Source organism: Billgrantia sp. Q4P2 (genome assembly GCF_052806135.1).
The window spans coordinates 56,506-80,664 of sequence record NZ_JBRBAI010000003.1; the positions used below are offsets into that span (position 1 = coordinate 56,506).

The 24,159-nt window shown below is 66.0% G+C and carries 28 protein-coding genes; 4 read left to right on the forward strand and 24 right to left on the reverse strand.

Going from position 1 to position 24,159, the window contains the following annotated elements:
• The first annotated feature begins 44 nt into the window (after nt 1-44).
• The gene (locus ACUY1T_RS05630) at nt 45-866 is read left to right on the forward strand and encodes an acyl-CoA thioesterase (RefSeq protein ID WP_446020850.1); all 822 of its coding nucleotides are present in this window, start codon (nt 45-47) and stop codon (nt 864-866) included.
• Between the two features lie 182 nt (nt 867-1,048).
• Entirely contained in the window at nt 1,049-2,806 is a 1,758-nt protein-coding gene (locus ACUY1T_RS05635; protein WP_446020852.1) for a methyl-accepting chemotaxis protein, read from the forward strand.
• Nucleotides 2,807-2,870: 64 nt separating this feature from the next.
• On the opposite strand, the gene ACUY1T_RS05640 is transcribed toward ACUY1T_RS05635, so the two are convergent.
• Nucleotides 2,871-3,743, reverse strand: coding sequence for a bifunctional nuclease domain-containing protein (locus ACUY1T_RS05640; RefSeq protein ID WP_446020853.1), 873 nt, complete (start codon nt 3,741-3,743; stop codon nt 2,871-2,873).
• 265 nt (nt 3,744-4,008) lie between these two features.
• On the opposite strand from ACUY1T_RS05640, the gene ACUY1T_RS05645 reads away from it, so the two are divergent.
• On the forward strand, nt 4,009-5,286 hold the full coding sequence (locus ACUY1T_RS05645; protein ID WP_446020855.1) for an MgtC/SapB family protein: 1,278 nt from the start codon (nt 4,009-4,011) through the stop codon (nt 5,284-5,286).
• Nucleotides 5,287-5,296: 10 nt separating this feature from the next.
• Here ACUY1T_RS05645 and ACUY1T_RS05650 read toward each other — a convergent pair whose 3' ends face one another.
• From ACUY1T_RS05650 to ACUY1T_RS05725, 16 genes are all read right to left on the reverse strand, one after another.
• On the reverse strand, nt 5,297-5,659 hold the full coding sequence (locus ACUY1T_RS05650; protein ID WP_446020857.1) for a DUF1428 domain-containing protein: 363 nt from the start codon (nt 5,657-5,659) through the stop codon (nt 5,297-5,299).
• A gap of 39 nt (nt 5,660-5,698) precedes the next feature.
• Complete coding sequence (locus tag ACUY1T_RS05655; RefSeq protein WP_446020859.1) at nt 5,699-6,946, reverse strand: RNA polymerase sigma factor; 1,248 nt, start codon at nt 6,944-6,946, stop codon at nt 5,699-5,701.
• 9 nt (nt 6,947-6,955) lie between these two features.
• Nucleotides 6,956-7,315: a YciI family protein gene (locus ACUY1T_RS05660; protein WP_159549832.1), complete on the reverse strand. Its 360-nt coding sequence runs from the start codon at nt 7,313-7,315 to the stop codon at nt 6,956-6,958.
• Between the two features lie 110 nt (nt 7,316-7,425).
• Complete coding sequence (locus tag ACUY1T_RS05665; RefSeq protein ID WP_446020860.1) at nt 7,426-8,475, reverse strand: EscU/YscU/HrcU family type III secretion system export apparatus switch protein; 1,050 nt, start codon at nt 8,473-8,475, stop codon at nt 7,426-7,428.
• Nucleotides 8,472-9,317 carry a type III secretion system export apparatus subunit SctT gene (gene sctT / locus ACUY1T_RS05670; protein ID WP_446020862.1) on the reverse strand — a complete coding sequence of 282 codons (846 nt, stop codon included), beginning with the start codon at nt 9,315-9,317 and terminating at the stop codon, nt 8,472-8,474. The genes ACUY1T_RS05665 and sctT overlap by 4 nt, the downstream gene beginning before the upstream one ends.
• A gap of 6 nt (nt 9,318-9,323) precedes the next feature.
• Nucleotides 9,324-9,593 carry an EscS/YscS/HrcS family type III secretion system export apparatus protein gene (locus tag ACUY1T_RS05675; RefSeq protein ID WP_446020864.1) on the reverse strand — a complete coding sequence of 90 codons (270 nt, stop codon included), beginning with the start codon at nt 9,591-9,593 and terminating at the stop codon, nt 9,324-9,326.
• A 5-nt stretch (nt 9,594-9,598) separates the two neighbouring features.
• Nucleotides 9,599-10,255 carry a type III secretion system export apparatus subunit SctR gene (sctR, locus tag ACUY1T_RS05680; protein ID WP_446020866.1) on the reverse strand — a complete coding sequence of 219 codons (657 nt, stop codon included), beginning with the start codon at nt 10,253-10,255 and terminating at the stop codon, nt 9,599-9,601.
• Nucleotides 10,248-11,372, reverse strand: coding sequence for a type III secretion system cytoplasmic ring protein SctQ (sctQ, locus tag ACUY1T_RS05685; protein WP_446020867.1), 1,125 nt, complete (start codon nt 11,370-11,372; stop codon nt 10,248-10,250). The genes sctR and sctQ overlap by 8 nt, the downstream gene beginning before the upstream one ends.
• Nucleotides 11,362-11,850 carry a hypothetical protein gene (locus ACUY1T_RS05690; protein ID WP_446020868.1) on the reverse strand — a complete coding sequence of 163 codons (489 nt, stop codon included), beginning with the start codon at nt 11,848-11,850 and terminating at the stop codon, nt 11,362-11,364. Before ACUY1T_RS05690 ends, sctQ begins: the two co-directional genes overlap by 11 nt.
• The gene (locus ACUY1T_RS05695; RefSeq protein ID WP_446020870.1) at nt 11,847-13,184 is read right to left on the reverse strand and encodes a FliI/YscN family ATPase; all 1,338 of its coding nucleotides are present in this window, start codon (nt 13,182-13,184) and stop codon (nt 11,847-11,849) included. Before ACUY1T_RS05695 ends, ACUY1T_RS05690 begins: the two co-directional genes overlap by 4 nt.
• Nucleotides 13,184-13,774 (reverse strand): type III secretion system stator protein SctL, encoded by a 591-nt coding sequence (gene sctL / locus ACUY1T_RS05700; protein ID WP_446020872.1) that lies wholly within the window; start codon nt 13,772-13,774, stop codon nt 13,184-13,186. The genes ACUY1T_RS05695 and sctL overlap by 1 nt, the downstream gene beginning before the upstream one ends.
• Nucleotides 13,731-14,417: a hypothetical protein gene (locus ACUY1T_RS05705; RefSeq protein WP_446020874.1), complete on the reverse strand. Its 687-nt coding sequence runs from the start codon at nt 14,415-14,417 to the stop codon at nt 13,731-13,733. The genes sctL and ACUY1T_RS05705 overlap by 44 nt, the downstream gene beginning before the upstream one ends.
• Nucleotides 14,414-15,166, reverse strand: coding sequence for a type III secretion system inner membrane ring lipoprotein SctJ (gene sctJ, locus ACUY1T_RS05710; protein ID WP_446021595.1), 753 nt, complete (start codon nt 15,164-15,166; stop codon nt 14,414-14,416). Before sctJ ends, ACUY1T_RS05705 begins: the two co-directional genes overlap by 4 nt.
• 40 nt (nt 15,167-15,206) lie before the next feature.
• Nucleotides 15,207-15,629 carry a hypothetical protein gene (locus ACUY1T_RS05715; protein ID WP_446020876.1) on the reverse strand — a complete coding sequence of 141 codons (423 nt, stop codon included), beginning with the start codon at nt 15,627-15,629 and terminating at the stop codon, nt 15,207-15,209.
• A gap of 112 nt (nt 15,630-15,741) precedes the next feature.
• A complete protein-coding gene (locus ACUY1T_RS05720) occupies nt 15,742-15,924 on the reverse strand; it encodes a hypothetical protein (RefSeq protein WP_446020877.1) in 183 nt (60 codons plus the stop codon).
• A 26-nt stretch (nt 15,925-15,950) separates the two neighbouring features.
• Nucleotides 15,951-16,568, reverse strand: a complete 618-nt coding sequence (locus tag ACUY1T_RS05725; RefSeq protein WP_446020879.1) for a hypothetical protein — start codon at nt 16,566-16,568, stop codon at nt 15,951-15,953.
• Nucleotides 16,569-16,755: 187 nt separating this feature from the next.
• Between ACUY1T_RS05725 and ACUY1T_RS05730 the strand changes: the two genes are divergently transcribed.
• A complete protein-coding gene (locus tag ACUY1T_RS05730) occupies nt 16,756-17,541 on the forward strand; it encodes a tetratricopeptide repeat protein (protein ID WP_446020881.1) in 786 nt (261 codons plus the stop codon).
• 52 nt (nt 17,542-17,593) lie between these two features.
• On the opposite strand, the gene ACUY1T_RS05735 is transcribed toward ACUY1T_RS05730, so the two are convergent.
• The 7 genes from ACUY1T_RS05735 to ACUY1T_RS05765 all read right to left on the reverse strand — a co-directional run bounded on the left by ACUY1T_RS05735 (nt 17,594) and on the right by ACUY1T_RS05765 (nt 23,954).
• Entirely contained in the window at nt 17,594-18,019 is a 426-nt protein-coding gene (locus ACUY1T_RS05735; protein WP_446020882.1) for a hypothetical protein, read from the reverse strand.
• A 12-nt stretch (nt 18,020-18,031) separates the two neighbouring features.
• Nucleotides 18,032-19,366: a type II and III secretion system protein family protein gene (locus ACUY1T_RS05740; protein WP_446020884.1), complete on the reverse strand. Its 1,335-nt coding sequence runs from the start codon at nt 19,364-19,366 to the stop codon at nt 18,032-18,034.
• A 50-nt stretch (nt 19,367-19,416) separates the two neighbouring features.
• Entirely contained in the window at nt 19,417-21,633 is a 2,217-nt protein-coding gene (sctV, locus tag ACUY1T_RS05745; protein WP_446020886.1) for a type III secretion system export apparatus subunit SctV, read from the reverse strand.
• Entirely contained in the window at nt 21,630-21,962 is a 333-nt protein-coding gene (locus ACUY1T_RS05750) for a tetratricopeptide repeat protein (protein ID WP_434232770.1), read from the reverse strand. Before ACUY1T_RS05750 ends, sctV begins: the two co-directional genes overlap by 4 nt.
• Nucleotides 21,959-22,375, reverse strand: coding sequence for a hypothetical protein (locus ACUY1T_RS05755; protein WP_434232772.1), 417 nt, complete (start codon nt 22,373-22,375; stop codon nt 21,959-21,961). Before ACUY1T_RS05755 ends, ACUY1T_RS05750 begins: the two co-directional genes overlap by 4 nt.
• An 11-nt stretch (nt 22,376-22,386) precedes the next feature.
• Nucleotides 22,387-23,625, reverse strand: coding sequence for a SctD/MshK family protein (locus tag ACUY1T_RS05760; RefSeq protein WP_446020888.1), 1,239 nt, complete (start codon nt 23,623-23,625; stop codon nt 22,387-22,389).
• A 128-nt stretch (nt 23,626-23,753) separates the two neighbouring features.
• A complete protein-coding gene (locus tag ACUY1T_RS05765; protein ID WP_446020890.1) occupies nt 23,754-23,954 on the reverse strand; it encodes a hypothetical protein in 201 nt (66 codons plus the stop codon).
• Nucleotides 23,955-24,159 lie beyond the last annotated feature (205 nt).

The window sequence follows — 24,159 nt, forward strand, 5'->3', positions numbered from 1 at the left end:
GCTGTTGCCTGAAACAACCGTATGATATGCCGATGAGGAAGCCCATGACCGATGCCCTGAATGCGCTCGTCGACCTGCTCGGCCTGGAAGAGATCGAGGAGAACCTGTTCCGCGGCCGCAGCCAGGATCTTGGCCTGCCGCAGCTGTTCGGCGGCCAGGTGCTCGGTCAGGCGCTCTCGGCCGCCACCCACACGGTGGATGCCAGCCGCCAGGCACACTCGCTGCACGGTTACTTCCTGCGCCCCGGCGACCCCCATCGCCCGGTAGTCTATCAGGTCGACGCCGTGCGCGATGGCGGCAGCTTCACGACTCGGCGCGTCACCGCCATCCAGAAGGGGCGCCCCATCTTCTTCTGCAGCGCTTCCTTTCACGGCTACGAAGAGAGCATGGCCCACCAGATGTCCATGCCCGAGGTCACCCTTCCCGAAGCGCTGGACCAGAATCCGAACGCTCGCCTGGAGCGCTTTCCCGGCCATCCCATCGAGTTCCTGCATCTAGACGACGAAGCCGAGCCCGGCCAGCCTTCGCGCAAGCGGCTGTGGTTCCGCCTCACCGGCGAACTGCCCGACGACCCTGCCCTGCACCGCTACCTGCTGGCCTACAGCTCCGACTTCAACCTGTTGACCACCTCGTTGGTGCCCCACGGCATCACCTTCCGCGACCCCAGGCTTCAGATCGCCAGCCTCGACCACGCACTGTGGTTCCACCACGACGTCAAGGTCAACGACTGGCTGCTCTACGACATGGACAGCCCCTGGGCCGGCAGCGCCCGCGGCTTCGCCCGCGGCAGCATCTATGACCGCAGCGGCCGGCTGGTCGCCTCAGCGGCGCAGGAAGGCCTGACCCGCCTGCGCGACACTCCCTGAACCACGTCGGACGACCTGCCATGGAGTCAAGGTCGTAGCCTCCGGGAGCCAGGGCAGGCCTGGCTTTCCGTAAAATCGTCTGCCGATCTTGCAGACGACGCCTAAAGAAACAGCGAAACCGGCCGAAGTTAGCAAGTGCTCACGATCGTATCAGCATACTGCCTATCTTCGAGGTTTTCGCAATGCAAACATCGGCTCCCAAGGCCTCATTCGCACTGGGCCTTCAGGCTCGCCTCCTGCTCCTGGTCCTGTTGCCCCTGCTGCTGACCACACTCAGCCTGGTGGTCATCGATGGCTATACCCGCGCCCAGGACAGCCGAGTCAATTTGGAGCATCAGCGGGAGCTACTCATCGACACGCGCAGGACCGGGGTTCGCGACGTGGTCGAGAGTGCTCACTCAGCCATCCAGCCCATCCTGGAAGCCTCCGACCTCAGCGACGCCGAGAAGCGCGAGCGTGCCGCCGAAATCCTGCGTGCCATCCGCTTCGAGGGCGGCAACTACGTCTTCGCCTATCAACACGACGGGCTCAACGTGGTCACCGCACCGATGCCCGAGCGCGAGGGCACCAACATGATCGGTGTGCAGGCGCCCGATGGCGCCTACATCATCCGCGACCTGATCGACGTGGCCCGCCAAGGCGGCGGCTACTACTCCTATCCTTGGGAGTATCCCGGCACCCGCAGCATCGAAACCAAGTACTCCTACGCCGTCAACGTGCCCGAGTTCGACTGGATGCTCGGCGCCGGTGTCTACACCACCGACATCGATGCCGCCATGGCCGAGGCCAAAGAACAGGCGGCCGGTGCACTGCGCCAGTCCCTCCTGACCTCGGCACTGCTCGGGTTGGGCCTGTTCGTCGTTGTCGCGATCGTGTCGATCTGGCTGGTGCGTCGCACCGTGGCGCCGATTCGCCGCACCGCCGTCGCCATGCGCGACATCGCCAAGGGGCAAGGCGACCTGACCCGTCGGCTGAAGGTGGAGAGCCGCGACGAGATCGGCGAGCTGGCGAACCAGTTCAACGCCTTCGTCTCGCGTATGCAGGAGACCCTGCGTGACGTGCGGCGCAGCACCGCGAGTGTGAACCAGGCCGCCGAGGAGATCGCCCAGAGCAGTGACGAACTGGCCACCCGCACCGAGCAGGCGGCGGCCAACCTGCAGGAGACCTCCGCCTCGATGGAGGAGATCACCGCCACGGTGAACCACAGCGCCGAGTCCGCCGAGCAGGCCAACCAGTTGGTGGTGGCCACGACCCAGGTGGCGCGCGAAGGTGAAAGCGCCATGCAGCGCGTCGAGCGCACCATGGCCGATATCGATACCTCGTCGGGTCGCATCGCGGAAATCATCAAGCTGATCGACAGTATCGCCTTCCAGACCAACATCCTGGCGCTCAACGCCTCGGTGGAAGCGGCTCGTGCCGGTGAACACGGTCGCGGCTTCTCGGTCGTGGCTCAGGAAGTTCGTACCCTGGCCAGCCGCAGCAGCGATGCCGCCCGCGAGATCCGCCAACTGATCGACGCCTCCGCGGCCCATACCCGAGAGGGCAGCAGCATCGTCAAACAGGCAGGCGAGACCATGCAAGAACTCGTCGCCAGCGTGGCTCGGGTCAGCGACGTGATCGCCGAGATCAGCGCCGGGGCGCGGGAACAGAATGCAGGCATTGGCCAGGTCAATACCGCCGTGGCCGAGATGGACACCATGACCCAGCAGAACGCCGCCATGGTGCAGCAATCCTCCACCGTGGCCGGCGAAATGCGCCATCATGCGCAGCATCTCAGCGACCTGGTGGGCACCTTCCTCCTTGGCGAGGATGGACTCACTCAGCCGAAGACGCAGCGGCGGGCCGCCCCCACGGCCCAACTCGCCGCACTCCCGCGCCCTGCCACGGATCCCAAGCCGCGCAAGGCACACACTGCCGAGGAGGAGTGGGAAACCTTCTGAGGAAGGCGCGGCCGGCCAGGGAAGGCTAGCCGCCGTGGTTCCCTGGCTTGCGGCCCCGTTACGATCAGGTGCGAATACCCGGCACGTCATGCCGCAGCCGCGGTACGGGCTGCGGCGGGGGAACGTCGGTGGTGACCTCCAGTTCGTTCTCCTCGCCTTCCTGCCAATAACGCAGCCGGGCGTCTTCGTCCACGGCGGTGTCGCGTACCAGCTCGAGGTAGCGTAGCGGTGTGTCGGGCACTTCGCCGTTGACCTCGAGCAGCAAGGCGCCGGGGCGTAGTCCGGCCTCCGCCGCCGGCCCGCGCACGTCGCTGACCAGCACCCCGGGGCGCTCGGGCAGGTCCAGCGCCTCGCGCAGATCATCGGTCACCGGGGTGACGGTAATGCCCAGCGCAACGACCACTTGATCGTCCAGCCCTTCGTACTCGATGTCCCGGGCCGCCTCCAGCACCTGGGGCGCCACGTGGATGCTCGCCCCCGCATAGAGAGCCAGGGCAATGGCATCGCTGGGCCGGCTGTCGATGAGCAGCGTCTCATCACGCCCCGGCAAGCGCAGTTCCAGCATGCCGAGAAAGGTGTGGTCGACGATGGCATCGACATAGACCCGCTCCAGGGTGGCGTCGAGGCCGCCGAGCACGTCCCCCAGCAGATCATGGGTCATGGGCCGCGGCGTGCGCTCCCCGGCCAGCCCACGCAGGATGGCCCCCGCCTCGTTGACACCAATGAAGATCGGGATCACCTCGCGCGCGCCCGGTTCGCGCAGCAGCACCACCGGAGGCCCGCCAAAGCCGGCCAGCCCCACCGTGGCGACTTCCACCTCGATCATCTCGTCGACTTCGGCGGCGAGTTCACGCGCGCCCGCACCCAGCGAGCCCGTCAGCAGCACGGCACCGCACAGCAACGACAGCAGGCAGCGCCAGCGAATAGGCCATGGCATAGGTATCTCCTGCATGCAGGGTTAGCCTTCAGCATGGCACCCATGGTGCCCCCCTGCCATGTCGTTGCCGTCAGTCACACCTAGGGGAAACACTGCCTTATCATTGTGCCTTGGCCGTCGCCAGTTCCCTCCAGAAGGTGGTGTAGCGCTGGCAGCGGTTCCAGGCTGCAATCCATCACCAGCATCGCTGCCCCATCAACTTCAGGTTGATGGCAGCAGCGCGGCGTTCCACGCTGGAGGAGGAGCTTCCAAGGAAGGAAATGGGATGGACGACCTCGCCAGCGATTTTCTCGCCGACAACACCGTGCTCATAGAGCTTGCCGTGGCGCTGCTGCTGGGCGCACTGATCGGCATCGAGCGCGGCTGGGTCGCCCGCGAGCGGGAGTGGGGCGAGCGGGTGGCCGGGGTGCGTACCCATGCGCTGGTGGGGCTGTTCGGCGGTGTTGCGGCCCTGCTGGCGGAAGCGCTCACCCAGTGGGCCTTTCCGCTGATCTTCGTTGCCATGGCGATCATCGCGCTGGTCGGCTATCGCGCCCGCATGGAACAGAGCCAGGACTACAGCATCACCGGCCTGATCGGTCTGCTGCTGACCTTCTGCTTCGGCGCCCTGGCCGTGGCCGTGGATATCGCCCTGGCCACATCCTGCGCCGTGGTCACGGCGCTGATACTCGACAACAAGCGCGAGATCCACGGCCTGCTCAACAAGCTACAGGCCAACGAACTCGATGCCGGACTCAAGCTGCTGCTGATCAGCGTGGTGATGCTGCCACTGCTGCCCAACGAGGACATGGGCCCCGGCGGCGTGCTCAACCCGTACGAGATATGGTGGCTGGTGGTACTAATCGCCTCGATCTCGTTCGTCGGCTACTTTGCCGTACGCCTCGGCGGCACCGAGAAGGGCATTCTGTTCACCGGACTGTTCGCCGGACTCACCTCCTCCACCGCGCTGACCCTGCAGTACGCCCGCCAGGCGCGTCGCGAACCGCAGTTGGCGCCGATGCTCGCCGCCGGCATCCTGCTGGCCTGCGGCACCATGTTGCCGCGCCTATTGTTGTATGCCGCCCTGCTTGGCCCCGCGCTGCTGCCGCGCCTGGCGGCGCCGGTTGCGGCCATGGGCGTGACGCTCTACCTGCCGGCGCTGTGGCTGTGGCGCCGGCATCGCCGTACCCTCCGGGCCGACCGCCCGATGACCCAGAACCCCCTGGAGCTGCGCGCCGCACTGCTTCTCGGCGCCCTGCTGGCGGTGGTCATGGTGCTGGGCGAGTGGCTGCGAGCCTGGCTCGGCGATGCCGGGGTCTACCTGTTGGCCGCCGTCTCGGGCATGGCCGACGTACATGCGGTTGCCCTGTCGCTGAGCCGCATGGCCACGACCACCATCGAACTCTCCACCGCCGTGCTGGGCATCGTGCTGGCGGCCTCGATGAACAACCTGTTCAAGGTGGTACTGACCCTGGCCGCGGGCACCGGCCGCCTCACCCGCTGTCTCGTCGGCCCCATGCTGGCATCGGCAGTGGTGGGGCTGGGCGTGGCGTGGCTGGGCTAGGACCCATGGCCTAGGGAAGTCTCAGTGCCTCACGGAAACCGCCCCAGAACATCCGCTTGCTGTCGAAGGGGTGATTGGCCGGGTCCATCATGTTCGCCAGACGCGGGTCCTCCATTACCTTGGCGTTGATGCGGTCGCGCTCCTCCCGCGAGGCGTAGCGGATCCAGGCGAAGATTACCGCCTCCCCCGGCTCTAGCTTGACGCTCTGGGGGAAAGAGGTGTGCTCTCCCGGCTTGACGTCATCGGCCACGCACTCCACGTACTCCAGCGCGCCGTGATCGCGCCAGACTTCCCCGGCCTTCCGGGCCATTTCCAGATAGGCATCCATATTGCCTTCGGGAACCGGCACGACGAATCCATCGACATAGCTCATGGTCTTGTCTCCTGTGAGTTTGGGGCTGAGCCGAAGGGCTCATGACTCCTTCGAACCGGCCGCGGCAAAATCGACATCGTGCTGCCGTGCCGTCACTTCCTCCAGGCGACGTTCGAGTAGGCGCTGCTCGGCCCCCTGTGTCACCAGCACCAGCGCCTTGCGATAATGTTCGGCCGCCTCAGCTTGCCGCCCCAGCCGGCGCAGCAGATCGGCGCGAGTGGCGGGCAGCAGGTGGTAGCCAGGTAGATGGATCTTGTCGAGCAGCTCGAGGCCCGTTTCCAGCCCATCGGCCATGGCGATTGCCACGGCCCGGTTGAGCGCCACTACCGCTGTGGGATGGATGGCATACAGCAGGCTGTAGAGCGCGGCGATGCGGCGCCAGTCGGTCTCTGCCGGCGTCAGCGCCTGAGCGTGCAGCGAGGCAATCGCGGCCTGCACCGCATAGCCACCGGGCATACCGCCACGCAGCGCTATCTCGACGTGAGCGCACCCCTCCTCGATCTCGTCGGCATGCCAGCGCGTACGATCCTGCGACTCCAGCAGCACGATGTCGCCAGCCTCGTCGGTACGTGCATCGCGCCGGGCATGGTGCAGCAGCATCAGCGCCAGCAGGCCCCGCGCTTCGCGCTCCGCCGGCAGCAGCCTTACCAGCATCCGCCCCAGGCGAATCGCCTCACGGCAAAGGTCGGTGCGTACCCAGTCATCGCCGAAGCTGGCCGCGTAGCCCTCGTTGAAGATCAGGTAGATCACCGCCAGTACCGCTTCCAGGCGCTCGCCCAGGGCCGTGTCGTCGGGCACCTCGAACGGGATTCCGGCGTCGCGAATCTTGGCCTTGGCCCGCACCAGCCGCTGGGCCAGGGTCGGCACCGGCACCATGAAGGCGCGAGCGATCTCCTCGGTACGCAACCCGCCCAAGGTATGCAGCGTCAATGCCACCTGGGCGGGTCGTGCGAGGGCCGGATGGCAACAGGCGAAGATCAGACGCAGGCTGTCGAGAGGCTCGGCCTCGAGGTCGTTGTCGAGCAGCAGCTCAAGGTGCTGGCGCAGCTCATCGCCCTTGCGCTCGCGCATCTGCTGATGGCGCAGTTGGTCGACCACCTTGTGGCGCGCGGTGGCAATCAGCCACGAGGTCGGGTTCGGCGGCCAGCCTTGCGCCGGCCACTGCACCACTGCCGCCTCGAAAGCCGCCTGCACGGCATCCTCGGCCAGCTCGAAGTGGCCGAAGCGGCGAATCAGGCTGGCCAGCACGCGGCCATATTCGCGGCGGTAGAGCTCGTCAAGCGACACGTCGCTCCCTCATAGGCGATAGGCAGGGTCCACCGGTCGAACCTCGACCGAGCCGCCGACCCGCAGCGGCGGGATGCGCCGGGCCAGCCCCAAGGCTTCGTCCAGATCACGGCACTCCACCACGTGGAAACCACCCAGTTGCTCGCGGCTCTCGGCAAAGGGGCCGTCCAGCATCACCGTCTTGCCATTCTGCTCGCGCAGCGTGGTGGCGGACGCCACCGACTGCAGCCGGGCACCGCCACGGTAGTGTCCGCTGGTGACCATCTCCTGGATCAAGGCATGGTAGTCACTCATGACCGCATCGCGTTCGGCATCCGGCAGGCCGTTCCACAGCGCCTCGTCGATACAGCACATCAACATGTATTGCATGGTGGTCTCTCCTGGGTGATTCCTTAGATTAGCTCACTGGCCAGTACTCATGATTCGTACGAGCGCCGTCGAAATCGACATTGCGTTACCTTGCGAATCGCGGGCTCGAGCTAGATGATCCCGGCTGCCACCAATTCATCGGCTACCGCCTGGAACGTTTCCTGGGGAATCGGCCCACCTTTGGGCGTCCGCTTGGCAATGCGGGCCGCCAGGTCCGGCTGCCTGGCCAAGGGGATTCCCTCGGATGTCGCCGCCTCGAGCAATGCCGTGGACTGCTCGGGAGACGCCTTGCACACCATCACCGGTACCGGTGTCTCGCCCTTGACGTAGCGCAGCCCCACCAGCCAGTCGCCGGCGGCTCCCAGCATCAGCGAGGCATGTTCCAGTCCGGTGCGTGATGAGTGGGCATACATGTCGCGCCGCTCGCGCTGGCGGGCGCGGCGGATCTCGGGATCGCCCTCGAGATCCTTGCGCTCACGCTTCTGCTCGGTTTTCGTCATGCGCTGGTCGCGGCGAAACAACCAGCGCTGCACCTGCACGTCGATCAGCCCGACGACGAGAAACGCGACCAGCGCGGTGATGGCCAGCGGCTTGAACAGCGCCATGAAGACACCCTCCAGACAGCCGAAACCGCAGCGCGGTGCATCCATCAAGGCCTGCAGCCCCAGCCGGAAGACGATCACGAATGCCGTGGTCAGAGCCGCCATCTTGATCAGCGTCTTGGCGAACTCCGTCATGCCACGGGCCGAAAAGATGCGCTTGAACCCTTCGGCGGGATTGATGCGCTCGAACCTCGGCTTGATCGGATCCACCGAGAACACCGGCCCGCGCATGATCAGGAGGTTGGTCAGTATGGCCGCCACGACGGCAATGACGATGATCGGCAGGACCGCCCGCACCACGATTTCCACCCCCAGCGCCAGCAGGCGTGGCCATAGGGTATCGAAGGGTTCGTGGTAGAGACGCGTCACGGTACTGAGCAGGTTGCGCACCCGCTGTTCGATGCCATTGGCGGCCATGACCAGATAGAGCGTGCCGCCCAGCATCACCATGGCGGTCACCATGTCGGAGCTCTTGCTCACCTGGCCTTTCTTGCGCGCATCGCGCAGCTTCTTCTCGGAAGGCGGTAGCGACTGCTCTTCGCTTGGCTTCTCGCTCATGCGCCCTCCCGTGCCCCTGGCAGTCCGGGTGTTCCTCCCAGCAGCATTTCGAGACGCCGGTACCCTTCCCCCAGCGACCCGAGTTCCTCCACCAGCAGCGGTATCAGGTAGACGATGTAGAGCAACATCATGAAGGTGAACAGCAGGTTCTTGATCGGCAGCGACAGCGAGAACACGTGCAGGCTGGGCGCCATGCGTGCCAGGTAGGCGAGCATCAGGTCGGCAAGCAGAATGGCCACCACCAGCGGCGCGACCATCAGCACGCCCACCCGCATCACCTGGTCCAGCAGGTCCAGCATCAGCAGGGCGGCGCGAGTCTCCAGCACCGGAACGAAGCGCTCCACCGGCCACAGGTCGTAGCTGGCATAGAAGCCCTCGAGCATGACCATGAAGCCGCCCGAGACGAAGAACAGCGCGACCAGTGTCACCACCAGCAGCGTGCTGGTGACCCCGGACTCGGTGCTGGCCATCGGGTCGAGCAGTTGCCCCATGGTCGAGGCACGCTGCAGGTCGACCAGTTCCCCAGCCACTTCCGCCGCCCAGAATGGGATGCCGAACACCACGCCGATGACCATGCCGATGAGCAGCTCCTTGACCAGCAGGGCGGCCAGACCGAAGGTCGACAAGGCCTCCAGGGCAGGCAGGGTCGAGAAGATGAACGGTATCATCGGCAGCACAATGGTCACCGCCACGGCGGAGCGAATGAGGCCGGTCAGGCCGAGACGATTGAACACCGGGGTGATCACGATCACACCCAGGGCCCGTGCCATGCCCACCGACGCGGCCATGAGCATCGGATAGACCAGCTCGGTGAGGAAGGGGATGAAGTCGTCGAACGTCATGGGATCTCAGCGCGACCAGACGGCGAAGTTGTCCAGCACCTGGTCGGTCAGGTTGATGAGCTGGCCTACCAATAGCGGCCCTCCCACGATCAGCACCAGCATGATCACGATGACCTTCACCGCCTGGGGCAGCGATTGATCCTGGATCTGGGTCAGCGCCTGCAGCAGGCCGATGCCGAAGCCGATCACGATGGCGGCCAGCAGCGCCGGGGCCGACAGCAGTAACACGGTCCACAGGGCATTGCTCATCAGCGAGAGGAAGATGTCGCCGGTCACGTCGGTTAGCCCCCGTAGCTGAGAATCAGGCCGTGCATCAGGCGCGACCAACCGTCCACGGCAACGAACAGGAAGATCTTCAGCGGCACCGAGATCAGCGGCGGTGCAACCATGACCATGCCCATGGCCATCAGCACGTTGGCCACCACCAGGTCGATGACCAGGAACGGAAGGTAGATCAGAAAGCCGATCTGGAAGGCGCGCACCAGCTCGGAGGTGACGAAGGCCGGGATCAGCACTACCAGATCGTCCTCCTGCAGGTTCTCGCGGGCCTGCTCCGACCAGATGTTGCGAGTGGCATCGAGAAAGAAGGCGCGCTCTCTCTCATTGGCATAGAGCGACAGGTACTCCTGCAGCGGCTCGCGCAGCAGCGCACCGCTCGCGCGAATCTCCTCGATGCTGTCGAACGAACCGCCCTGGGTCTCGAGCCGATAGGTGATTTCCCCGACCAGCGGCGTGGTGATGTAGACCGTCAGTACCAGGGCGATGCCGTAGAGCACCAGATTGGGCGGCGTCTGCTGGATGCCGAGGGCGTTGCGGATCAGGAACAGCACCACGGCGATCTTGAGAAACGAGGTCATGGTCACCACCGCCAGGGGCAACAGCCCCAGTCCGGCGATGACGATGATCATGCCTATCAGGTTGGGCTGCACCTCATCCATCGATCTGCAGCCTCACGATCTGCACGCCCAGGCTATCGCCGATCTCCACCAGCCGCCCCCGTCCCATGCGCCGGCCGTTGACCAGGATGTCGACGGCCTCCTGTGCCGGTTTCTTCAACGGCAGCACACTCCCCGCATCCAGGGTGCGCAGCTCGCCCAGGGTCAGTTCCAGGCGGCCGAACTCGCAGGCAAGCTGCACCGGCAGCTCGTCCAGGGCCGCCTCCGGGCGGGCGGCCTGCGGGTCTTGCGTATTCTCTGCCATGTCGTCATGCCTCCTTTGCTTCCAGCGGGAATCGTCTTCGAGCGGGGCGGGCTCCGGAGCGCTGCGCGCCCCGGTCGGGGACACCGGGGCCAGCAGGTGCAGGCCATCGTCCTTCTCCACTGCCTCGGCCAGCGGTTGACCCGCGATCATGAGCGTCTTGGCCGGCGGCTCGAGCAACACCACGTCTCCCGGTACCAGGCTGCGCAGTTCGCCCAATCGCAGCTGCTGGCGGCCGGCGATCCATTGCACGGTCATCGGCAGCGCCGAGCAGGGTTTCGCCAGCGGGGGCGGCAGAGACTCCAGCAACGGCGCCAAGCTGCGCAGGGCAGCGGCGCTCAACGACAGCGCCAAGTCGCCTACCGGCGCTTCATCCCACACACGCAGCGTGATGCGCAGCGCTGTCGCATCGACAGGCTCGAGGGTTGCCGCGTGGAGCTGGATGGCACAGCCGAGGCGCGCCTCCAGCGGCTCGATCCACCCCAGCAGGGCGTATTCCAGCCACAGCGCCAAGAGGTCGCCTGCGCATTGCTCCAGCGGTATTCGCAGTGCCAGATGGCGTGTCAGGGCCGCCAGGCTCTGTTGCGAGAGGTGCAGGGTCGCCGCCGCCTCACCCACGCGGATGCCTACCGTCATGGGCAGGGCGGGTTCGCTTCGCTGAACGATGCTCAAGCGTAGCGAACTCTCGCCCAACGCAAGGGTGAATGGCGGGCGCGGCCGGTGCAGCGCATTGAGCACGGCGACATGTTCGGATTCGAGGCGCGGCAAGCGTGCGGGCCCGCTTCCCACGCCCGCCTCCATGGCTCGCCTGATACGCTCGGGTGCGGCACGGCGCTGCGGATCCAGTTCAAGCTTCACTCGGCGGTCCTCCCTGCGCCGGACCATCCTCGAGATCGGCCTCGAGGCGGCCCTCCTCCTTGATCCGGTCCGCCTCCTGGCGACGCGCGAGCAGCTTTTCCAGCGCCTCCCTGGCATGGGCGCGCTGCTTCCATATCTCGGCTTGCCGCTCGCACTCATCGAGCAAGCGGCTGCGCTCCCGCTCGACCGCCGAGCGCACCCTGGCCAGCTCGGCCTGACGGTGATAATGATCGTCGAGCGCTTGGCGGGCCTGCTCCAGCTCCGCTGGCGACAAGGTCTCCCCCTCCGCCGCCTCGAACCATGCCTGCTCGAGGCGATCGAACTCACTGCGCTCGCGCTCGAGCGTCAGGTCGAGCTCATCGAGACGGCCCGCCTCGTGCCGGTAGCGTCGCCGCTGCTCCAACAGAGCGGACGCCGCCTGGCGTTCGCGTCGTTCGCGCAGCGTCATGAGACCTTCGAGGCGATGCCGGCCGTTCATGCCAGCACCTCGCTCAGACGCTTCAGGGTGTCCTCGAAGCCGCTGTGCTCGGTCTCGCTCTGGCGCAGGAAGGCCTCGATGGTGGCATGTCGGGCCACCGCCTCGTCGGTGGGGGGATCGCTGCCCTCACGGTACTCGCCGACCTGCAGCAGCAACTCGACGTCGCGGTAGCGCGCCAGCAGATCGCGCAGCCGGCTGGCGTTGCGGCGCTGCTCGCTCGAGGTGACGGCATCCATCAGGCGGCTACGGCTGGCCAGGACATCGATCGCCGGGAAGTGGTCGCGTTTGGCCAGGTCGGCGCTGAGCACGATGTGGCCGTCGAGGATGGCCCGCGTCTCCTCGGCGACCGGATCGAGACTGCCGTCGCCTTCGGTCAGCACGGTGTAGAGCGCGGTGATGCTACCGCTGGCTCCCGGCCCCGCCCGTTCCAGCAGGCGCGGCAAGGCGGCAAAGAACGAGGGCGGATAGCCCCGCCGTGTAGGCGGCTCCCCGGCGGCCAGGCCGATCTCGCGCTGGGCCCGGGCGAAGCGGGTGATGCTGTCGATCAGCAGCAGGACGTCGCGGCCCTGGTCGCGAAAGTACTCCGCCACCGTGGTGGCCACCATGGCGGCACGTGCCCGCTCGATGGCCGGGCGATCGGAGGTGGCCACCACGCAGACGGTGCGTCGCCGCGCCTCGGCATTCAAGCGCATCTCGAGCAGCTCGCGCACCTCACGGCCGCGCTCGCCGATCAGCCCCAGCACGATGACCTCCGCCTCGCTGCCCCCGACAATGGCCGACAGCAGGGAGGACTTGCCCACGCCGGGCTCGCCGAAGATGCCAACGCGCTGGCCGCGTGCCACGGTCAGCAGGCCGTCGATGGCGCGGATGCCCAGCGCCAGCGGATGCTGGATCAATTGGCGCGTCAGCGGCGGTGGCGGCTCGGCATGGACGGGATACAGCGACAAGCGCTCATCGCCATGCTCGGGCCTGCTATCAAGGAAGGCGCCCAGCGGGCTGATCACCCGCCCCAGCAGCGCCTCTCCCACCGGTACCCCCTGCGGCCCTCCGGTCGTGATCACTTCGGCTCGGGTCGACATGCCCTGCAGATCGCCGATCGGCGAGAGAATGGCATGCTCTTCCTCGAAGCCGATCACCTCGGCGGCGACATGACGACCGCTCAGGGGGTCACGCAGGTAGCACAGCTCACCGATTCCGGTACCGTCGACGCTGGCATGCACCAGCAGGCCACGAATGCGGCGCACCCGACCATGCACCGGACGCAACTCGGCTTCTTCCAGGCGTTCGCCCAGCCGTGGCAGCAGCGCTTCGAGTTCGGCCTGCGGCAGGTTCATCACCGCGTCTCCTTGTCGTTCGTCAGCGCACGCCGCAGGGCACTCAGTTGGGCATCGAGGCCGACATCGACAATGGCCACCGGACTGACCAGCAGGCATTGCCCCGCACCCAGTTGCTCATCGCCCTCGACACGCCATGCGGGGCCATCGGTCGACGACCCGGCGAACAGCAGCGCCTCGACATTCGCCACGTTCTCGGGAGCGACGCGCACGCTGACCCGCATGTCGTGGCGAAATTCACGCAGGGCCTGACGCGCGCAGCGGCCCACCAGCTCACCGTCGCCGAACTCGCCCAGGATGCGCTGCAACATGCGCAGGCAAAGCTCCGTCAGCGACTGGTCGAGCCCTGACAGGTAACGCTCCACCCGCTGGGTGGTTTGCGCCAGCAGCTCGGCCGCCTGGGCTTCGCCTTCCCGACGCCCTTCCTCGAACCCGTCGGCATAGGCGCTGGCGGCGACATGGCGCGTTCTGGCTTCCATCTCCCTGGCCCGCGCCTTGGCCCGTTCGAGAAAGGCGTAGCCGTCGATCCAGGCCTTGGCCTCGGCGCTACGCAGGATGATCTTGCCCGGTCCCGTCGGTAGTTCGTGCATGCTCTGCCTCCCTGATCTCGGCGGCGATGATGGCGGCGGCACGCCGCACGATGCCCGGCCCCTTGCGCCGTACTTCCGGAGCGGCATCCGGCGCCGCCGCTTGCGGCAAGCCATCGGCCAGCCCCAACCTCAGCCAGGCGACCCACTCGGATGTCAGCAGTGCCAGCCAGGCCAGCACGCAAGCCTCGCCATCGCGCCGAACCTCCCGCTCCAGGGCCTCGATGTCATCGCTGGACGCATTCGCCACGGCCAACTCACGGTTGGCCACGGCAGCGGCATAGGCGGACTCACCGAAACGCTGCTGGAGTGCCACTACCCGAGGAGCTCGAATCTCCCGCACGAAAGCCATGGCGTGGCAGATCGCGCCGCAGTACCGGACCAGCGTCGCGCCCGCATGAGGCGGCAGCGTCAGCAGCGGCGCATCCTCTTGCGTGGGAGGCGGCAGCGCTTCGGGTGGCACCAGGCCATGGCGGTCGACCAAGCGGTGAACCAGGCGACGCTGGAAGCGGGGATGGCCGACGAAATCCTCCAGAGTCGCTTCATCGGCCACGCCGCCCAGGCAGTCGTCCAGCCTGGAGCGGGCGATGTAATGCGTTGGCGCCTCGACGAAGGCACGCCATGCGGTGGCCTGCGACCCGCTCATGTCGGCGGCTCCAGGTCATAGGGATCGCGCCGGCGGCGCTGCCAGGCCATCCAGCCCAGCGCCCCGGCAAGGCTCAGCAGCAGGACGACGAAGCCACCGAACAGCCAACTGATGCGACCGACGCTACTCGCCGGCATGGCAATGCCGAGGAAGGCGCTCGTCGGAGGAGCCATGTCTCCCCTGGGCTCCAGCCTCACCGCCGCGACCGGCACCACCGACACCTTGTCGTAGGAGAGCCCTGCGATGCCGTTGGCCACCAGCGTCTTGATGCGCGGGATCAGCGGTCCCACGTCGAGGTCGGGCGCATGACGAATGAAGACCGAGGCCGACGAGGGTGTACTGTTCTGCCGCATCAGGTCGTTTTCCGGCAGCACCACATGCACCCGCGCCGTAAGCACGCCGTCGATCTGCGATACCGTGTGCGACAGTTCCTCGCTGAGTGCATAGAGCATCTGTGCGCGCTCCTGGAGTGGCGAAGAGACCAGGCTGTTGCTCTGGAACACCTCGCCGAGGTTGGAGTAGCGCTCCTGCGGCAACCCGAGGCGGTCCAGGATCTCGACCGCCTCGGCGAAACGATCCTTGTCGACGGTCACCGTCATGCGGCCATCATCCGCCGCGACCCGCTTGGCGGAGATGCCATGCCGTGCCAGCGTCGCCACCATGACGTTGGCTTCGCGCTCGCTGAGGTCGGTGTACAGCTCGGCATCACAGGCCTGCAGGCCAAGCGCCACGATCAGGATCGCGAGCACCCGCAGCAAGCCCCGGCTTCGTTGGGCAACTCGCAAGCGGCTATCCTCGCAGTACCGTCGAGCACGTGCCCGACACCTGGCCCGCGCCAGTCGCCAGCAGCTTGGCGTTGCACGCATGGTCGAACACCTCGCGCAGTCCCTCCAGCATGCGCTCGAACTGCACATCGCCCAGCGCCTCCGCCCCCTCGCCTTGCGCGCCCTCACCCTGAGCGGCCTCACGGCTCGCCGCGGTGCGCGAGGCATCACCCTCACCCGCCCCCTGCAGGGGGCGAAGCAACTGCTCGATGGAGCCCGACATGCGGTCGAACAGACTCTCGCCCAGCTCGGCCGGTGTCACCGCGCCATGATTCGAGCCGGACGTGCGTGCCATATGCTCGAAGAGATTCTGGTCCGCCAGGGCTGTGGAGCCGAAAGCCCCTTCCAGCCCGGGCATCTGAGTCGCTCCCGTGGTCGTCGCTATCATCACGTTCACCTCGCAACAGTACGTTCACCTCGCCACCGCACGTTCACCTCACAACTGGGCCTGCGCGTTCGGCACCGGCCGTACGCCGTCCGCGCCCTGTCATGGGCCGGGATCAGCCCTCGTCCTTGAGCATTTCACCGGCGTAATCCATCACATGCATCGTCGCCAGGGAGCCCACGGCCTGGCCGACCATGGCGTTGACCTGGGCGGTTTCGACGGCCTCGTCGAAGGCTTGCTGATCCGTACCGGCTACGTCGTTGCCGCCCGTTGCACCTGTGGGTTCGATATTGTTCATCTTGACTTTCTCCTCTCGTGTAGCCGTCATTCATTGACGGTCGTTTCGGTCCTACCACCGCGAAACACCCTGACCCTGGAAGGGCCGTGACGAGCCGGCTCACGCATGCGTTCCACCTGCCCGGCCACGCTCTCTATCCATGCCGTAGGTCCCCAGACCTGCAGCGTCGAACCACCATTTACCAGCCTCATTCTCAAGGGCGAGCCGATACGAGTTCGCTCGATCTCGTCCAGCAAACGCTGCTGATCGAGGCCATCGAGCTCGAAGCGACGCTGGGTCATTTCCCCGCGCGTGACGACGTGCAGCACACCGCCATCGAAGTACCAGGCCAAGCCATTGGCCGTGCTGATCTTCTCCAGGAACTCCGCAGCGGTTTCGGCCCTCACGTCGCCCCTGATACGCCCTCGCACTTCGCGCGACACCTCCACAGGCAAGGAAAGGTTGTGGCCCATTTCACGCAGCACGTCGCGCACGTCCTGATCGATGATGACGTAGCGATACTCCCTCTCCTTCCAGGCATCCCCCGGCCATTCGGCCTCACCTTCCTGGGCCAGGGACGCAGAGCAAAAGATCGCTACAAGCCCACATATCGATGCATGATGCGCGAGAACGAAAACGCGTTTCCCATGGCGCCGGCTCGTCATTCTCAATACGCTTCCTCTTGCTGTCGGGATAAAACATGCTGCTTCTCCAACCGCTCATCCCGGATGAATTCCGGCACGAAACTTCTTTTCACTAAGTGACGATTGCGTATACCAAGCGAGAAAACAGTGCAGTAACATCCTCAAGACGTCGCCATTCCGGGTCACACGAAAGGAGGCTTGATCCTTGATGACTGCCAGCCTGAGAACGACCGCCCTGTTGCTTGCCTGCATGACACTCGGTGCCTGTACGATTACCGCCGTCGGTCCAAGCGGCGAGCAGGCCCGCCTGCTCAGCCTGGCGGACGACATCAACCAGCGTGGCGACCACGCCACCGCCGCGGCCATGTACGAGCGGGCAGCAGAGTTGACGCCCGAGGATCCGCGCCTGCATGTCCGGCTCGGTAATGCGCGTCTCGCGGCCGGTAACGCAGAAGCGGCCAAGGCCTCCTTCCGCACCGCACTCCGACTCGATATCGAAAACGCCGAAGCGCTGCTGGGACTGGGTACGGCCCAATTGCAACTCGGCAAAGCGGAAAGCGCGGTACGCAACCTGAGCAAGGCGGCGCCGGAAATCGACACGCCCGTGGCCTGGAGCCGCCTGGGTGCCGCCCATGCGCTGGTCGGCCAGGGAGAATCGGCGACCCACGCGTTTTCGCGGGCGGCCGCCCTCAGGCCGCATGACCCGGACGCCCTCACCAACCTGGCCTTGGCATACTCGCTGGCCGGCGAGAGTGCCGAAGCGGTCGAACTGATGCACCAGGTGAGCGACTCGCCGCTGGCTGAAGCGCGCCACTTCCGTAACCTGATCCTGGTGCTGGTGCTGGCCCGGGAGACGGAACTCGCCCGCAGCATTGCCATTCCGGAAATGCCGGCCAACGAGCGCCAGTCGCTGATCGAACAGGCTGCGCGCATCGGCGAGATCGCCGACCCGGCCAGCCGAGCCCGTGCCATGGGACTGGCCATGACGCGGTAAGGCCCGCCTGGGCGCCATGCGCCCAGGCCAAGCAACGCTGGCAAGCGCACGCTCATAGGTCCCTCGTGGTGGCACTGCGGCTGGCGGAGCCGCGCGCTTCCGCCTCGAGCACGACGCGGCGGCTGTTGGCGCGCTCGCGGTCCTCCAGGCGCTCGCGAGCCGCCGCCGCCACGGGAGCCCCCCGTGCCGGCCCCATTTCGCGCCCGCGCAACAGGTCGCCGGGACGCTCGACCATGGCCTGCAGGTTGAGATCGTTGGCACAGCCAGGCGGCAGCGGCACGATGCCGGTCTGCCCCGGTGCCGCCCGGCAGGTATTGGGCGCGATGGCGCGCCGCAGCGCCTCGGGATCCTGTCCCTCGGGGTCGCCCACCTGGCGATAGCCGGTATCCCACGAGATCGGCCCCATCGACGAGACACAGCCGCTCAGCAGCAGTGCCAAGGGGAGCAGGCGCCAGGGACGGTATGAGTGATGTCGCATACCCTTTCTCCTTCACTGCAGGTGGAAGCCGAAGGGATCGTTGCTCGCGACCCGATAGGCGCTGCCCGTGTCGACCGTCCCGTCATCGCCGATCCGGGCATGGTCCATTGGCATGCGCACCGAGGCCGGCGAAGAGAGGGGTTCGACGATGTAGGGGGTGATCAGGATCACCAGCTCGGTTTCGTTGCGCTGGAAACGCCGCGAGCGGAATAGGTTGCCGAGGATCGGAAGATCGCCGAGCACGGGAATGCGTTCGACGTTGTTGAAGGTGTCGCGCTGGAACAGCCCGGCGATGGCGAAGGTTTGCCCACTGCCGACCTCCACCAGGGTGTCGGCGCGGCGGACCTGCAGCCCCGGTACGCTGATGCCCCCGACTTGCACGCTGCTGCCGGTCAGGCTGCTCACCTCGGGGCGCACCTGCAGCGAAATGCGATCGTTGGGCAGCAGTACCGGCGTGAACAGCAGCGAGACGCCGAACTGCTTGTACTCGATGCCGACCAGGTCGCGGTTGACCGGCACCGGGATCGGAATCTCCCCACCGGCCAGGAAGCTTGCCGTCTCTCCGGTCACCGCGGTGATGTTGGGTTCCGCCAGGATCTGCAGCAGCCCGTTCTCCTGCAAAGCCTGCAACAGCCCGTCGACGCTATCGCCACCGGCGCCCAGGGTGCCGAAGGTCATGCCGGCCTGGGAGCCGGGCAGGACACCCAGCGACAGGGAGCCATTGTTGATCAGCGCACTCCAGCTGACGCCGTACTGCAGCAGTTCCTCGCGCGATACCTCGGCGAAACGGACGCGCAGGTTGATCTGGGTGCCGCCCTGATAGGTGGTGGCATCCAGCGCTCGTCCCTCTTCCGGTGCGTGGCTCTGCAGCGTGGACTGGATGGCGATGGCCCCATCGACATCCACACTCTCGCCTTGCGCCACCAGCTGGTTGCCGGCCATGCGCAGCGTGATCGGCGCTCCGCCTCCCGCGCCCTGCAGCGCCTGGTTGGCCGCCTGGGCGCCGTCGCGTACCTGCAGGCGCATCGATGCCTGGGTTCGCTCGTCCACACCCAGCACAATCAGGTTGGTGTCGCCTTGGGCCTTGGCATAGAGATAGAGCACTCCGGGAGAGACGACTTGCACGTCGGCAATCTCGGGATCGGCCACGAACACCGACTCGGCCGGTTCGCCGAAACGCAGGATTTGCCCCTGGCCGGTTTCCAGCGTAAGCCCCTGCCCCTCTCCACCGTCTACGCTCTGGGCCAGTGAAGGCATCGCCAGCACGAGCCATGTCAGCAAGAACGCCAGGCCATGAATCGGCACCGAGCCAAGGACGAAGGAAAATATCGAGGGTCTGGCTGTCATTGCGGTCACTGCTCCATGTCCAGGGGAAGAGAAGTTGGCGTTGAAGATGCTCATTCCGTTGCGCCCTTGGGCGCGCCGGTCGCAGCAGCGCCGTCGCCCCGCGATTGCTCTTGCGACAGCCTGACCTGGGCCAGCGACTGGAGACTGAACTCCGGCGCAATCTCGGTCCAGGCGATGACCGGCAGGTCCAACTCATGTCGCCTCACCCACTGTTGCAGCACCGACCGCACGTCAGCGGAAACCACCACCACAGGTGACACATCGCCGTCCAACGCCTCGAGACGCTGCTGGAACCAACGGCTCAGGGAGCGCGACAGCGTGGCCGGCACGCTGCCACTTCTGGGAGTGCCATCGCTGTTACGCTGGGTCGCACGAATGGCTTCCTCGACCTGACGCGACACCACCCAGGCCGGCAGCACCCGGTCGGCACGGGCAAAGCGATGACAGATCTGACGCGACAGCGCCGCCCGAATCCGCTCGGTCAGCCGTGTCACGCTCGCCTCCTGAGGCCCCCAGGTCACTGTCGCCTCGAGGATGGTGCGCAGGGCGCGCAGTGGAATGCCCTCGTCCACCAGGCGGCGCAGGATATCCGCGATCTTCTGCAGCGACACCACACGCACCGCCTCGCCCACCAGCTCGGCATAGTCCTGTTCCATGCGCGACAGCAGGGCACGGGTTTCCTGAATACCGACAAACTCACCGGCATAGCGCGTCAGGGTGCGCTCCAGGCAGCGGCACAGCACTTGATCGGCCTTGAGGTAACCGATCCCGGCCTCATCCAGGCGCTCACACTCCCCCACGGCCACCCACTGCCCCGGTTGCCGGCTCAGCGGCGACGGATGCTCGTCGGCCTCCACCTCCAGCAGCTCCAGATGTACGGGATCGTCATCAAGCAGTACCCGCCCGGCTGGAAGCTCTCCCTGCATGATCGGGACTTCGTCGAGTTCGATGGCAAAGTGCTGGGCCTCCAATGCCGCATCGACACGCAAACCGACGCCGGGCATATCGACCCCCAGGGTTTCGCCGGCCCGGCGGCGCGCCTCGTCGAGATCCCAGCGCAGGGCATCCACGGACAGCTCGTCGGCCACAGGGGCCGCCAGGCTGAGCCTCACCCGGTGCACGCCATCCGCTCCCGATGCCGGCGCAGAGGCTTCAGGCTCGTGAGGAGCCGGTGGCGGCGACACTTCGGGCGGTGGAGCGGTACTACCACTAGCCGGCGTGGCACCAGCCGACATGGCCAAGGCGGGCGACGCGTTGCCGGCCTGAGCCACGAGCTGGCGTTCCCGTCGCCGGATGACGAAGGCCGCAAAGCCCAAACCGGCGGCCAAGGCGAGAAACACGCCGGAGGCAAACCCTGGAATGAAGGCGACGAAGAACAAGATGACGGCTGTCAGCCCCAGTGCCCGGGAGTTCCTGCCGAGCTGAGCGACGATCTCGCTGCCCAGGTCACCGTTGTGTCCGGTATTCGAACTGACCCGCGTCACCACGGTGCCGGCTCCCACGGCGATCAGCAGCGCCGGGATCTGGGCCACGAGGCCATCACCGACCGTCAGCAGCGAATAGGTGTTCACCGCCTCACCGAACGACATGCCCCGCTTGACCATGCCCAACGACAGCCCACCGATCAGGTTCACGCACAGGATCACCAGGCCAGCGATGGCATCGCCCTTGACGAACTTCATCGCGCCGTCCATCGCCCCATAGAGCTGGCTCTCCTGCTCCAGGCGCCGGCGCCTGCCACGCGCCTCCTCCTGATCGATGTCGCCATTGCGCAGGTCGTTGTCGATGCTCATCTGCTTGCCCGGCATGGCATCGAGGATGAAACGGGCCGCAACCTCCGCGACCCGCTCGGCCCCCTTGGTGATCACCAGGAACTGCGCCACGGTGATGATCAGGAACACCACCAGGCCGATCACCACTTCACCGGCAATGACGAAGTGGCCGAATGCCGAGACGATCTGTCCGGCATCGCCCTCGAGCAGAATCAAGCGGGTGGTGGTGATCGACAGCGCCAGGCGAAACAGGGTGGCCAGCAGGATGATCGGCGGCAGCGACGAATACTCGACCGGGTGAGAGATATAGAACGCCACGACGAGGATCAGCAGGCTGAAACCGATGTTGATACCGATCAAGACATCCACGAGGGTCGTCGGCAGCGGGATGATCATCATGATCACCGCCAGCACGGTGAACAGCGCAATGACGATGTCGCTGCGCTGGGCCGCCCGCTGGGCAACGAGATTGAGCTTCGCCAAGGCCGCGCTCATGCACTCCCCCGCAGCTGCAGGTAATCGTGAAAGCGGCGCCGCGCCTCGTCCCTTTGACCGTCCGCCCACAGCGCACGGCTTTGCAGCAATACCAGCGCCGGTGAGGCTCCCTGCAGCTGCTCGATGCGATCGAGCGCCTCGAGCGCACGCGGCGCATCGCCCACCGCAATGAAGGCCCGGGACAGGGAATGCAGGATCCCGACATGTGCCGGCGCCGCATGCGCGGCGATCAGCAGCAGCACCAGGCCACGCTTCTTTTCGCCACTCTTGAGGTAGAGGTGCCCCATCATGTTCAGCAGCTCCGCCGCTCCCTGGTCGCTATCCCTCATGGCTCGTACTCCTCGGCCTCGGTACGGCGTGCTGCCCACTCCAGGCGCTGCGTGACCTCTTCATTGATCATCTGCACGGCCAGATCGGCGATCTCGGGCGATACGTCCATCCCGGGCAGCACCACCTCGGCCACGTGCTGGAGCAGCTCGATGCTACGCTCGTTGCCGTACAGCGATGGATCGCTCGGCGACGGCTGCGCCAAGCGTTCGACCCGCTCGCGCAACGTGCCTTCTTGTTGACGCCTGGCCTGGCTATCCTCCACCGCCCTGGCGAAATCGGCCTGGCGCTCCGGGTCGACGGGCTTGCCACTCTCTATCTCACCGACATGCCCACCACCGCGCTCGCCAGCGTGGCTCACCGTGCCCGTGCGAAGTCGGGTGTCGTCATGGGGGCGCTCGGAAATGACTCTCATGGGCAGCCCCCTCAGAGCGTCAGGGAGAATTCGGTGCCATCACGGCGTACCGTGACACGGCCCTCGGCGATCTCGGCCAGCACCCACCCCTCCTGCAAGGGAGCGCCGGGATAGAGACGCTCGCCCCGGGCATCGACGACGTAGGGGTTGTCCCCAAGCCACACCGCCTGGAACTGGAGCGCCGGCGAGTCGACCGATAGCCGCGGCCGAGCCTCGCTGATCAACAGCTGACGACTACCGTAGTGCTGGTCGAACCAGTGCTGTACGTCGCGCCACTCGTCATAGCGTTCGGGCGGGAATTCACCGGCCACGATCAGATGATTGCCGGCATCGCGTACTTGCAGCCCCTCCAGCCCGGCCTCGGCGAGGCGCTGCGCCAGTGCCTCCTCGGGTGGCGTCTCGCTATCCATCAGCGCACGAGCCGCCTCGGCCGCCTGTGGATGCAACATGCCCGTGGAGTAGAGTGCGCTGGCGGAAATGTCGGCTCCTGCCTTGCCGACGCCAATCATCTGATAAGCCCCCACGAGCGCGAGGGAGGAGCAGAAGGCCATCACGGCGGCACCGCGCCCGGCCAATACATGAGGCGCGGCCCGGCCCACCAGGGCCAGCCGTTGGCGCCAGGGCGCGGGTATCGGTGCCCGCTGCCACTGGCGGACCATGAAATCTCCCAGCGGCGCCAACCAGCGCCCCAGGCGTCGGTTCACCGGCGCCATGAACCGCTCGATGCGCAGCCAGAACCCCATCAGCCAGCCTTGCAGGACCGACCCGATGGGTAGCGCGACGCGACGCAAGCCCGCTTCCAGCGGAGCCAGGCGACGCCCCAAGGCTACCGATACGGCCGGAACGCCGGCCTGCACACGTTCCTTGAGCGTACCAGCGGCCTGGCGGGCGCTCTGCAAGGCAGGCGGCAACGAAAGCTCCGGCCGGGAGAGGGTGAGTGTCGCCTCACCGATGGTGAGAGTGACCGGCAGCGGAGTCCGCCAACCGGTACCCTGTGCCAACGGTTTGCCATTGGCTTCGGCGGTACCGCCGACCGCCTCGATGGCTACCATACGCCCGTGGAAGCGCAAGATGACATGTTCAGCGGCAATGCCATCGTCGCTCAACATGACATCGCTGCTGGCGGCGGAGCCGAGGCGACAGACGGATCGCTCGAGGGGAACCGCCACGCCGCGGTGGAAACCGCTTCTGACCTCGAGCGTGGAGAACGTCTCGGTCGTCGGCAACAATAACGAAGACACGGAAGCCATGAACGCCACCCGTCATGAAAGGCCATCACGCACGAGCCCCACCCCGTACGTGAAAGCGGCAATGCACAGCCGAGAATCTTCAAGCACGAACGGACGCTGGTGCCCCGCCAGCGTCCATCGTGACCGCGTCAATTGTTCGGGCGTGCCGCCCTGGCGGTATCGACTTCGGTGTTACCCTCGGTCTTGGTCTTGCTGACGGCCATCGACTTCTCGGCAGCCTCCTCAAAGACTTTTTTCAGTTCCTGAACATTGATGCCGCCACCACCGGCACCGCCAGCGCCGGAAACACCTTCATCCTCTTTCTTTTCCTTGAGCTTGAAGATCGCCATGCTATGTCTCCTTTCTCGGACCATGACAGGAAGAAGCAAAACCAGACATTCACTTTTCTCTTTCAACAAGTCGCAAAAGAGAGGATATCTCGCTGAACATCAATCTTCTTCCATAATAGACAAACAACGTTTCATCGCAATTAAAAAATCGTGATATGCCCTCCTAAGTCGCAAAAAGACAATTATAACAAATCATAATAACCGA